Source organism: Anaerolineales bacterium, assembly GCA_015075625.1.
Classification (GTDB): Bacteria; Chloroflexota; Anaerolineae; order Aggregatilineales; family UBA2796; genus UBA2796.
On sequence record JABTTZ010000004.1, the window covers coordinates 12,773 to 25,826 of the forward strand.

At 54.8% G+C, this 13,054-nt stretch carries 4 protein-coding genes and 2 pseudogenes; 4 read left to right on the top strand and 2 right to left on the bottom strand.

Annotated features, from left to right (window positions below):
* Positions 1–547: 547 nt before the first annotated feature.
* Both HS103_17845 and HS103_17850 read right to left on the bottom strand, forming a co-directional pair.
* The gene (locus HS103_17845) at positions 548–3,385 is read right to left on the bottom strand and encodes a DEAD/DEAH box helicase (GenBank protein MBE7514661.1); all 2,838 of its coding nucleotides are present in this window, start codon (positions 3,383–3,385) and stop codon (positions 548–550) included.
* Positions 3,382–8,541, bottom strand: a complete 5,160-nt coding sequence (locus HS103_17850) for a DEAD/DEAH box helicase (GenBank protein ID MBE7514662.1) — start codon at positions 8,539–8,541, stop codon at positions 3,382–3,384. The genes HS103_17845 and HS103_17850 overlap by 4 nt, the downstream gene beginning before the upstream one ends.
* A 352-nt stretch (positions 8,542–8,893) precedes the next feature.
* Here HS103_17850 and HS103_17855 point away from each other — a divergent pair.
* The 4 genes and pseudogenes from HS103_17855 to HS103_17870 all read left to right on the top strand — a co-directional run bounded on the left by HS103_17855 (position 8,894) and on the right by HS103_17870 (position 12,835).
* Positions 8,894–9,888, top strand: a pseudogene (locus HS103_17855) (transposase).
* A 172-nt stretch (positions 9,889–10,060) separates the two neighbouring features.
* Positions 10,061–11,103, top strand: a pseudogene (locus HS103_17860) (aldo/keto reductase).
* A 48-nt stretch (positions 11,104–11,151) separates the two neighbouring features.
* Positions 11,152–12,132 (top strand): alpha/beta hydrolase, encoded by a 981-nt coding sequence (locus HS103_17865; GenBank protein ID MBE7514663.1) that lies wholly within the window; start codon positions 11,152–11,154, stop codon positions 12,130–12,132.
* Positions 12,133–12,319: 187 nt separating this feature from the next.
* Entirely contained in the window at positions 12,320–12,835 is a 516-nt protein-coding gene (locus HS103_17870; GenBank protein MBE7514664.1) for a transposase, read from the top strand.
* Positions 12,836–13,054 lie beyond the last annotated feature (219 nt).

Below are 13,054 nucleotides of genomic sequence, written 5' to 3' on the forward strand. Positions count from 1 at the left end.
TCAGACTGGCATTGTCGCGCAGAATCCGCAGCTTATAACCATTGCTGAGGAAGCCCCACAGATTGTTGTCGCTGCGATTGAGGAACACCTGCAATAAGCTGTGCGGGCTGGCGGTTGCTGCGCCTGCCGCGCCGGGTGTGCGTCGATCCAGTTCCAGCTTGTAGCTGACCAGATGTACCGGCACATGCTCCCAACTGTGTGAGATGGGATAACTGCGCCCGTCAATCTCAACCGTCGTCGCGATCTGCAACCGCCCGTAATCCAGTTCACGGAACAAGGGCAGCAGCCAGCGTTCACGGGTAATGCTCGTGCCAAGATCATTTTCTGGCAGGCGTTCCTGCGCCGCGCGGAAGCTCGCCCATACGCCTTGCAAGGCATTCCACGAACGGTTGATGGCTTCGTTCAGTTTTTCGCCGGGGCGGTGGTAGCTCGCTGGTGTCAACCCATCGAGGGTCGCGCCCTCGCTGATGCGTTGGAGCAGATCGGTAGGCAGCAATGCGCCTTCCGTGCGAATGGTGGTGAAGATGGTTGCCTGTTTCGCCATGCTTTACTTTCTCCCCATCGCAGGCAGGAATACATAAATGCCCAGCACATCGGGCGGAAACTGCGCCTCCACCCGATGCTGTGGACGGCGTTCGCCGCGCCGGTACGCCGCCTCACGCACCCGAACATGCGCCGCCAGCAGTTCTTCGCCTCGCCGCTGCGCGATGTCGTTGAGTGTGGGTGCAAGATGGTCAAAACCTTCGACTACGCGACCTACAAACTCGGCTGCCTGCTGCGGGTGAATATTTTCTTCCGGCTCAGCTTGCAGCAGTGCCTCAGATGTTCCGGTATCGAGCCACTCAGCATTCTCTGGCGCTCCCTCAAACACCAGCGTCAGGCTGTCCTCTGCCAGTAATTGGCGCTCCTCATCTTGAGTGCGAGTGATGAGGTGATAACGGAAACGCACCAAGAGCAGCGTGGTTCGACGCTGAACCGCTGTCGTGCGGATCGCGCCAGCACGTCGCGCGTGCGGTTGATCCTCCTCGACTTCGGCGGCATCCAGCGCCGTGTTCATCACATAGGCTGCAAGCGACTCGACCAGTGGGTGAGTCCGTGTCAGGTAAAGCTGTCCCTCTTTCACGGGCAGCTCAAAACGGGCGGCGAACTGCTCTCTGCCGAGCATATCGCGCAGTCCGCGCGGCGTTTCCGTCAGATCGAAGCGCACTGCACCGTTTTCGGATACCACTCCGTGATGCATCCGCACGCTGTCTTTCATAAACGCGGCAACGTCAATTCCTGAACCGACTGCTTCTCTGGCAGCATTCAGTTCAGCAGCAACTTCATCCACGCGAATCGCCTGCTGAGCGAACATTGTACGCGAACGTTTTTCCCGTTCTGCCGCCGCTTCCCACTGCAAGTCGAGTTCCATCTGGTGCGGACGCATATACTTCTCGAATCCGGGCAGTGTTGTCTGGCTAAAGCTGGCGTTCTCGCGCAGCAGCAGCCCCTCAAAGATTGCCTCAACGACATCCTCACTGTTGCCGGGGAGCGGGACTGAAATGCCCAGAGAGTTGCGAATGGTTTTATGTTTTCGCAGCAGCACATCCAGCACGATGCCGTCAATTTGGTTATCAATGCCGTAGTAGGTCACGACTTTGATGCGCTGGCTGGGCTGCCCATAGCGGTCAACACGCCCCTCGCGCTGTTCATGGCGGGTGGGATTCCACGACAGATCATAGTGAATGACGGCATCAAAGCCCGCTTGCAGGTTGATACCTTCACTCAGGCAGTCGGTACAGACCAATACATGTCTGGGGGCTGTGGTTAGTTGTGCAACCCGTTCTTCGCGCTCAGAAGGTGGCAGCAAGCCGGTTACGCCAGCAACCTCCACACCCCGCGTCGCCTCGCGCAAGGCTCCGGTCAGATAATCAACCGTCGGGATAAAGCGGCAGAAGACAATCGGGTTATAGCCTTCGCGCAGCAGGTCTTTCACAATGGCGATGAGCTTTTGCAGTTTGTGATCGGCTTCGCCCTGAAGCGACTCGGCTGCCTTTGCCATATCAAGCAGGCGGCGGCGGTGATTGGTCTCATCACCGGCGAGTTCGCCAATGTCGCTGCCGGGAATAACATCCATCCCTTCAGCAGATTCATCGTTCATCAGGTCCAGCACGGTGCGCCGTCCGATGTCGTCCACATCGGTTTCATTGTCGGCTTCAGTGGTTGCGGCACGGCTGCGGAGTGTGGCAGCAGCGGCGGCAGGGCTGGATGCCAGCGAACGTAGAAGCGCCAGCGCTGACCACCAGCGTACCCGCTGACGATACCCTTCACCGGGTTGTAAGACCGTCTCGCGGGCATAGTTCAACACACGGTCAAACAGACGTTTATACGCATCCGTGAGTTTGTAGGTCTCTTCGGCGGTATCGCGTTCGGGAAAGGGCGTGATGGCATCCATGTAGGCACGGATGTCGCCGCGCCGTCGCTGGACAAAGTAGCGAGCAAGTTCGCGGCGCAGTCCCTCATTTTCCGAGCCGGTCAGATCATCGGGCAGATCGGCAAACTCCGGGTTGAGCATTGCCAGCAGTGAACGGAAGGCTTCTTCCTTGCCGCTGTGCGGTGTCGCCGTGACCAGCACCAGATGGCGATTCGGGTCATTCGCCAACGCCGTGACCAGTTCATAGCGCTGATGTCGCCCGCCGCGCTTATCAGTGGTATGGGCAACGGTATGGGCTTCATCGACGATGACAAAATGCGGTGCAGTACGCAAAAACTCATTACGCCGTCGCTCTGATTTGATGAAGTCCGTCGAAACAACCACAAACGGGTGGCGTTCAAAGAGCGATTCGCCCATTCGCAGGTGGCGTTCCAGGCCGGTGGCGGTGCTGGAAAGTACCAGCTCGGCTTCGATATAGAATTTCTCGCGCAGCTCGGTTTGCCACTGCTCGGCTAACTGCGGTGGGCACAAGATCGCCAGCCTCTCAATTTCGCCTCGATCCAGCAGTTCACGCAGCACCAGCAGCGCTTCAACCGTTTTACCGATCCCAACATCATCGGCAATTAACAGGCGTACCGGGTCTTGCTTGAGCGCCATCAGCAGCGGCACAAGCTGATAGGGGCGGGGTTCAACATTGATGCGGGCAAATGAACGAAATGGACCCGCGCTGGCACGAAAACCCAATCGCACTGCCGCCCGCAGCAGCCGTGCCGAACGATAATCACCAATTCGCTCTGGATCAGGCAGGGCAAACTGCGCCGGTTCGATAGGTTCCAGCGTGGTGAAAATGCCCGTGACTTCATCATCGGTACCGCCCAATGGACGTACAAGCACCACTTCATCCGTCGATTCGGGCAGTACCACCCACTCGCGCCCGCGCACTCTGACCAGCGATCCGACTGTAAAACTCACGCCCCACCTCCAAAAATGTGTCTGTTTTGCCCCAGAATAGCTGACCAATCATCGCGGTAGCCGAAACGAATGACCCGATAACCGTAGTCTTCCATACATTCGGTCTGCTGCTGGTCACGCCCCTGGCGCTGCGGATAGTCGTGATACGAACCATCCACATAGATTGCTGCATACACACCACCCGTGTTGTAAATAAAATCGGGGCGAGTCTGGCAGTCCTCCATATAGACCTGTGACGAATCCGGCAGGCGCAGCCCATGCTCGTGCAGGCTCAACAGCCACTCCCGTTCCAAATCGGACTCGCATAGGTTGAGCAATGTTTCCAGATGTGAATCCCGTGTCGAACCGCTTGGGCTGATCCGCACTTCGGCACAAGCGAACATGCCCAACACCTCGCGGATGGACTGCCGATCCAGAATGGGATGCTCACGCTGATTACCGTAACTCAGCAGGCAGTCATAACATGCCGCCTCACAGTCCTCTCGTGCGCGTGGGGCATGGCGTAAATCCTCGCCGGTAGCAGGGTCGAAGTGACAGAGCCGCAGCGCTTCGCGGGCGACGAGTGCCAGTGTAGCAGGATCATCCACCAACTGATGCAGTACCCCCGCACCACCTTCCGCCGCCTCATAGAACAGCAGCATCTGTCGATTGTCCCGATCCGGCAGCGGTTCCGCCGCCAGTTCATTGTCTTCAAGCTGGAACACGGTTTCAATGGCTCGTTTGAGCGCCGCTTGTAAAGAAGCCATCTCCTCAATTTTCAGCCCGATCCGCGGCTCAAACAGCAGACAGTTGCGATTATCCTCAACATACGGAATGACCCGCCGCGTGCGTTCCGACATGGGATCATCCGGATCATCCTCATTTTGTTCGTTGCGTCCCCAGTAACCGCGCTCAATGTCCAAAACAAAGCCATACTGCTGCTGATTCTTGCGCCGTGCCCAGCCAAGATTAATGCGCCATAAGGTAGCGGTCTGGGCGTAGGTTAACCGCGCTAAGTTGCGGTCGCCCTGGCGGACTAATGCGGTGCGAATGTCTGGCACACCGTCACGTTCGCTGAAACGCACACCGGTACGAATCTCGTAACCCAACCGCAGCCGATCCTCTTCATCGGCGTTGATGCGGTCACGACGGCGGGTGACGACATTTTGCAGGCGCAGCAGCGCTTGCAGCGGCGGGTCGAGCGGCATCCCGCAGCGTTGGCATAGATCATAATTGATGCCGGACTTCACCGGATGCACATAACCACAGTGGTTGCACTGTTTGATCTGTGTCGTGAGCGGGCCATCCTCATCTTCCGTCACCGGCATAATGACCTGATTGATGAGATAGCGTGACCCCTCATGATAGATGATGGCACGGGGTCCAAATTCTGAAATCGCCAGGAAGCGTGGACGTGACAGGAAGTTATCCCGTTGATGGGCCCGCCGTGCCGGGATAAACGCCGACAACGGCAAACGCGGGAAACTGTATCCTGGTAGAAAGCCCTCAGTGGCAAAGTAGCGGTAGCTGTAGAAATCTGACTGCGCCAGGCTGCTCACCTCGGTCAGCAGATCAATCTGCGAGAGCGCCTCCCGCCGCAGCCGTTCCGCCTGACGCTTGTCGGCCTGCTGGCGGGTCGGGTCACGGCGGATGTCCTCTTGTACTTTGACCTGTTTGAGCGCTGACCAGTACAAACCCCGCCAGCGTTTGCAGGTGGCATCAAAGGCCTGGACGATGTTCTGCATCGTGACTTCCAGCAGTCCATCGGGATCAACTACATCCGGGATGGTCTTCAGTACCCGTTCTGCCCGCTGGCGGGCAGCTTGCCGCGCCGTGACTGACTCCGCCTGCTGGCGAATCTCCGGCAGCAATTCCAGCGGTGGCGGATCGCCGTTCATGTCGAGGATTTCCTTGAGGGTGTCTTTGAGGTCAATGCCCGTTTCTGCCAGCCAGATGGCATGAATATGCGCTCGCAAGAGTTCTTCGTTGCTCAAATCCAGACGCGGCGGCGTGACGGCTCCCGCCACCATGCGCTCCGGGCGTTTGAAGAAATACTGGTCATGCGGGCTGCCCCCGGAACAGTAAGTAAAGACCAGTGCGGGCTGTCCGCTGCGCCCGGCACGTCCACTGCGTTGAGCATAATTGGCGGGTGTTGGCGGCACATTCCGCATGTTGACCACATTGAGTTCGGCAATATCCACCCCCAGTTCCATCGTGGGTGAGCAGTACAAAATGGGTAATTCACCACTACGGAACTGCTGTTCGCGTTTTTCGCGCTCCTCGTAGGGGACTTGTGCCGTATGTTCATGTGCTTCCAGCCCGACCAGCGATTGGGCGATGCTTCGGTAGAAATCCACGAAGAAGGCATTGGGTCGTCCGCCTTCCTGCGATTCATTGGGAACACGAATCGGGTCATGAAAGGCGCGTTCCCCTGTCCCGGCATACCAGCGCATCGCTGATGCGACCAGTTGATAACCGGGCACATCGTCCTCATCTTTCGGCGTGCGGGTGATTTCAACCAGCCCGGCGACACGCAGCCCTTCCAGCAGTTGGCGAATGATGCTGCCGGTTTCATTCAGTCCAAGTTTCCCATGAGTGCGGGCATCATACTCAACCAACGTTCCTGGACGGCGTAGATAGATACCAAAGCCACCGCGTGCCGAAACATAGGTGTAGTTGCCACGTCCATCGTCCCCACCGGATGAGCGCGGGATCAGGGTTGAAGCATATTCCATGCGCTCGTCTTCGTCTATCGCCCAGGGATCGACCAATCGTTGGCTGCTCAACTGCTGGATGCGTTCCTGATAGCCGCTGTCGAGATAATCGACTTTGATTGCCAGTTCACGCCGCATATAATCCAGCAGCGTTTTGGCGATGGTCATGCGCGTTCGCGGGGATGCCGTCACCAGCGCTGGATGTCCTCCCGCCCAGACATCCTCTGCCGCGCAGACGGCATCCAGATCGGCATAGCCAATCTCCAGCAGACCACACTGTTCCAGATTGGGCAGTGCGATACGCCAACCCCGGCGCAAATCGCGGTAAATGCGATAACCCAGTACCTGCCGCAGCGCCCGCTGTGTCTCCTGCAATGCCTGAAAGCGCACACTAGGATCGCTGGCATACAGTTCGAGGGGCAGATTTAGTGCCTCAAAGACTTTCTCAGCGATCAATTCATGCGTCAGTCCGGCATTGCCTGCCTGTTCGACGGCCCGATAAATCGCCCCGCGCAGCAGGCTGACTTCGATGAAATCATTGAAGTGTCCGGCTTGCAGGGAAGCATCCTGCCGATTATCCGTGAAACTCAACAATTTCTGCGCGTGTTGGGGTAGGTCACTCGTTTTCAAGGAACGTATCGCTGACAGGCTGAGCAGGGTGGTCGCGCTGCTGCGCCCCTCGGAACTCAGCGTTGCCAGCTTACCAAAGTCGCTCTGACGGGCGGCATACGATACCCCGCAGTTGAGGCAGAACATGAAGGGCGATGAGATGTAGACGCATTCCTGCCCCTGTGCATCTTCTTCCCCTGATGGGAAAACACGCACACGTTTCGGCAGTTTTTCTTTGCGGTGCGACCGGATACGTCGCACGCCGTTGCGCTCTTCCAACCAGTCATCCGGGAGGCGCTCACTGTCAATGAGATCGTCATCATCCGGCCATGCTCTGGTTGGATCTGATGTTAAGTACAGATAGCCCGCTTCACTTCCGTCGTCCGGCAGCCGGTCACTGAATTCGCGCGGCATCACCCGCCGCCGCTCACCATCCTCATTCGTCGTCATCCGTACCGTGTAATACTCCTGCCCACATTCGCGGCAGAAACACAGCGGGAACAACACCTTATCACGTTCACCGGGGACGAAGCGCTGCCCATTGAGGGTGATATGGCGCACATCCTCCGGTTCAATCGTTGTGTAGACGGTATCGCCGGGACTGATGAACTGATGCAGGCGGAAGGCAAAGGGGGCAAAACCGGTGCCCGGGTTGGGTTCACATTCATAGCCTGCTAGCAGCCATTTTTTGATGACTATTTCGCAGGTTGCTTCATCCATACCTGTGAGGTCGGCAAGTTCACGAGCAGCATCCCATATGCTGCGTGGTTCCTGCCGGGCTAAGCGACCTTCTTTTTCGCGCAAGCCGAAGGTGCTTTCAATCCATGCCGAGAGTGGATGGGCGACGAATTCAGCATACCCAGTGGGCGCAACCAGACGATCAGCCTGTGCCACCGCCTGCCGCAGTACCTCCAGATCGGTATTGCCTGATGTTGCTCGGCGCAGGGTTTCACCAATCACATACTCAGATTGGACGGTTGCGCCGAAAATCTGGGTGCCGACCTCCGCCACTTGCACCCGTTGTTCGCTATAGCTGCCTTCGCCTGCCAACGTTGCCGATGTACCCACAACCAGCAGACCTTGTTCGGGTGTTGCCAGCCGATCTCGCACGCGCCGCACCAGCAGCGCTACGTCCGCGCCCTGCCGTCCACGATAGGTGTGGAGTTCATCCAGCACGAGAAAGCGCAGCCCCTTCGCCCGTTCGATGAGCTGACGCTCACGGGGGCGGGTCATAATGAGTTCGAGCATGACATAATTGGTCAGCAGGATGTCTGGCGGGTGGGTCATGATCTGGCGGCGCTCATCCTCGCTTTCCTGTCCGGTGTAGCGAGCAAAGGTCACGGGAGTCTGCCCTTGCGGGTAGCCTTCATTCAGGAACTTATGCAGTTCTCCTGCCTGGCTGTTCGCCAGCGCATTCATCGGGTAAACAATAATCGCCTGAATGCCCTTGCCGCTCCCTCGCTTCAGCACATGATCCACAATCGGCACGATGTACGCCAGGCTTTTGCCCGAACCTGTACCCGTCGTCAGGATATAATGGTGTCCCTCGCGGGCGATCTCAATCGCCTCGCGCTGGTGATGGTGAAGATGTAGTGTTTGACCGCCTGATTGTTTGTTCTTCAGGAAGATACGATTACATTCAGGGTGCAGCACACCCTCTGCGACCAGTTTCTGCACGGTGCCGCCGCTGGCAAAACTGGGGTTGAGTTGGATGAGGGGATTGGGCCAAAAGACACCCTCATTGAGGCTTTGGCACACATCATCATAAATACGTTGATCGCGGATTTGAATAAAACTGCTGGCGTAATCAGCATAATCTTTGGTCAAGCGATCCCGCAGCGCAAATACATCCATCATCACTATCCTTCAATAAGTGCTGTCGCGCCCGAAAATGGTTGGATGGTCTGGACGCAGTGTTTTTGAGTTAGGAACAATATTATTTTGACACACTTCCCTTCAATTGACCCGTAACATCACAGGTTTGATCTGCTTGACGAAAGCAGATGACGTTGAATTGGATGAGTGATGATGTGTCATTTGTTCTGATAATCCTATTTAGGACTTTCGCTTGCAAGGCAAATTGCTGATATTGTAGAAGCATGATGAGCAAACGCCAATACATTGAGTACCTGATAAGTACACCTGGCAACTGTACATGCGTAGGACTTTCGCTTGCAAGGCAAATTGCTGATATTGTAGAAGCACGATAAGCAAACGCCAATACATTGAGTACCTGATAAGTACACCTGGCAACTATACATGCAGTAATCTGGCTGAACATCTGGAAGCGATGAGCCATGATGCTGTCAGTGATTATTGGCAAAGAGATGGCTGACTGCCCGACATTTGTGGGATTTGGTCGGGGCTTTGTTGAAGGACAGTGAAAGGGCTTAGTTGATCGTCGATGATAGCGTGCAGAATAAGCAGTATTGGCGCAAGATAGAGTTAGTGAAAAGCAATATAGTGGCGCAGAACATGGTCTAGTGCGTGGTATCGGCGTCGTGGATCTCGTGCATAGCGATGGTGCGACTTTTACCCGATTGATTACCGCATCTATGCTCCTGAAGCGGATGGCAAGACCAAAACGATCACTTCCGTGAAATGGTCTTAAATGCCCTGATGGACAAGGGTATCCACGCCAAGACCCTACTGTTTGATAGCTGGTACGCCTTCGTGGATAATTTGAAGTTGATTCATCGCGCTGGTCGTTACTTTGTGACCACGCTCAAAGCCAATCGTATGGTGAGTTTGAGTAAAGCGAGCGGCTCTATTCATTTGGAGGCGATTGAATGGACAAGCGACGCCGTAGAGCATGGTCTGTCGGTTAAGCTGAAGGAAGTTCCCTTTTATGTGCAGTTATTCAAGCTGGTTGCCCCAAACGGTGACATTGAATGGGTGATTACAAACCAGCCCCCAGGCACTTTCTCCAAGTCCGACATTCAAGACGCGAATGCCGTGCGTTGGCAGATTGAGCAACTGCATCGGGAACTCAAACCATTGACCGGGAGTGAAAAGTGCGAGTGCCGCAAAGCGCGTTCACAACGCAACCATCTGGCTTGTTGTTATCACGCTTGGCTCTCGCTGAAAGTTAAGGCTCACCAATTAGGCAAGAGCCTTTACGAGGCGCAGCGAGATTTATTCCGCGACTATTTGCGGGCAGAGTTACGCTCACCACGCATTTCTGCCTTTGGCATCAACTAAAGCGAAAGTCCTAAGTGTGTCATTTTACGGGTTACACCGTGCATCAATTTCAAGGGAAGAACCCAGACTGAATTCCTGTCGTTCTTTTTCAATTGCGTAAGTCCTGACTTGTCTGGTTCAACTGCATAACTTCTAATCTGTTCTTTTGATAGTCAATTTTGTTGTTTAGGAAATGAATATGGAATACCGTTTTCTGGGTCGCACAGGGGTGAAAGTTAGCCCGCTGTGCTTGGGTACTATGAATTTTGGGGGGCGCACGGACGAGAAAGAAGCCGCTGCCATTATAAACCATGCTATTGAGAGTGGGATCAATTTCATCGATACGGCGAACGTCTACGGTCACGATCCAGTCAACTTTGAGTTTGGACGCGGGCGCAGTGAAGAAATCATTGGGCGCGCGTTGAAACAAAATGGCAAGCGTTCACAGATTGTGCTGGCAACAAAGGCGCATTTCCCTATGAGCAATGACCCCAACGCACAGGGAAGCAGCCGCCGACACCTGATCGAACAGTGCGAGGCATCGCTGCAACGTCTGCAGACCGATGTAATTGACCTCTATCAACTTCACCACCCCACGAATGACGTGCCAATCGATGAAACCCTGCGTGCTAGATGATCTAATCCATACTGGCAAAGTGTGCTACATTGGCACAAGTTCTTTTGCCGCTTGGCAGATTATGGAATCGCTGTGGGTTTCAAAAGAGTGGGGGTTTAATCGTTTTGTCTGTGAACAGCCGGTATATAACCTGCTGAATCGGCGCGTAGAGCGTGAACTCATTCCGATGGCGCAGACCTATGGACTGGCGATCATCCCTGGTCGCCGCTGGCTGGCGGTTTGCTGACAGGCGGCTATCGGCGCGGTCAGGCAGCACCGTCCGATTCCCGGTACGACGCATTTTGGAAACAACCGAGTTATCTGACCGATGTGGTTTTGATGTGTTGGATGTGGTTGAAGCCCTAGCGAAAGAAAAGAATGTCACACCAGCACAGATTGCATTACGGTGGTGTATGGATCAACCAGGTGTCACCAGTCCGATCATTGGTCCGCGCACGCTTGACCAGTTGAAGAACAACCTGGGTGCGCTTAGAAGGGCGCTTTCTAGCGAAGATCACAAACGGCTTGATGCGATTGCACCGCCGGGTCAGATGACCGTTCCCTTCTACGGCCATGATGGTTTCGCGTGGACGACCTGGGGACCGCATCGTTATCGATAAGATAGAAGTCACTTAACAGATTGTTTTGATCGATAGAGGAGTTCATCCATGCGGGGTTACATCACCCGGCTGGTGGTCATTAATGCTCTGATTTGTGCTGTCTTCGGCGCATTATTTACCATACCAATTGGACGGCTTGAAGTTGGACTCATCGGTGGATTATTATTCGGTGTGACAAGCGGTTTATTCATCGAACTGACCTTTCGACGTTGGAAAGACCGCTGGTTATATCATCGTCGGTTGCTGTTTCTGGTTCTATTGGAAGTGCTGCTGACTCTCTATTTGCTGCTCCCTGCCTATATCGTGTATTTCAATTTGCGTCCCGCACGACTGCCTATAACTGAGATGCCTCCCGAACTGATCAATATCGCGCAAGAGGTCGCATTGTCGACCAGCGACGGAATTACGCTGTCTGGATGGTATATCCCGCCCCAAAATGGAGCAGTGATCATTGCTCTGCATGGGCTTGGCAGCAATCGTCTGGGTGTACTGCCTCATACCCTGATGTTGGCTGAACAGGGGTACGGTGTTCTCATGATGGATATGCGTGCGCATGGCGCAAGCGGCGGCGAGGTATTTGCAGATGGCTGGAATTCCGCTGTCGATGTCCGTGCGATGGTGGATTATCTCCAATCACACCCGGAAGTTGAGCATATCGGCGCATTGGGTTTATCGGCGGGAGCCATTTCGATACTTCATGCTGGTGCTGCAATCGAAGCTATTGAAGCCTTTGTTGCTGATGGCACAGGTGTTGCGGCGATAGAGGATTTACTTGATCCCCTATTCCACATCCCGCTATTGCCTGGCTCCTGGTGCCGGATTACTGGATGGGTTTTCGCTTTACAGGGTTATTCAGTGGGGTGCAGCCCTTGCCATCGCTGCGGGAACAGGTCAGGAGCATTGCGCCACGCCCAATTCTGTTTATCGCGGGAGCGGAGTCGATGTGGGAATCGGAACTGGCTGCGAAGTATGCTCTCAGTGCAGGGGCTGCGGCGGATGTATGGGTTATCCCTGATGCGGGACATGTAGCTGGTATTTTCACTGACCCAAACGAATATACCGTTCGTGTGCTGGCTTTTCTGGATGCTGCCCTGATAGAATGAAGAGTATAAACAGGCGTTAAAAATATAAAATCTACATACGTGGCCCCACGCCACGCCATGGTCAAAAACTCACTTATCACGCGCTACCACCTGAAGCCTTGTGTCAGACCGTCATGCAGGGTCACTACCGTACGGATACCTACCAAGTCACCGCCCTACACCATGACTTCCCTGACCCCCTCAATGTGGTCATTTTGGTCAAAACCAATTTGCGCACAGGCCGTACCAGCCATGTCGTCCTGTTTAGCACTGACTTGACCTTATCAGCCGCCCAACTCGTCGATTACTACAACTTGCGCTTTCAAATTGAGTTCAATTTCCGCGATGCCAAACAGTATTGGGGGCTGGAAGATTTCATGAATGTCTCTCCGATTGCCCTCACGAATGCCGTCAACCTCGCCTTTTTTATGGTCAATTTCTCGACCATGCTCTTGCTACCCCATCGTCAAGCTCAAACCGATTTTAGTGTCCTCGACTTGAAGGCTCACTATCGTATCCAACGCTATCTCGACGAAACAATTAAATGCCTTCCGACTCTGCCCACTCCTGATTTAATCTCGCTCATCAGGCAAAAACTCAGCGCACTGGGCGGCCTTCGCACTCGTCAACTTCAAAAATCCGCCGCATAATTGGCGAAGGGATTGATATAGGGAAGATAAAATTATGCAGACTATAAATAGCGAGATAGCACTAGCGAACAGGGCGATCTGATCAGATCGCCCTGTTTTTGTAGGGTCTGTTGACAGTGTAATTCCCGTAGGGACGCCATGCCTTGCGCCCACCGCTAAAGCAGCGGGCTGAAAGCAGCCACCCCTTCGGGGCTTGGAAACCTCCACCCCGTAAACACA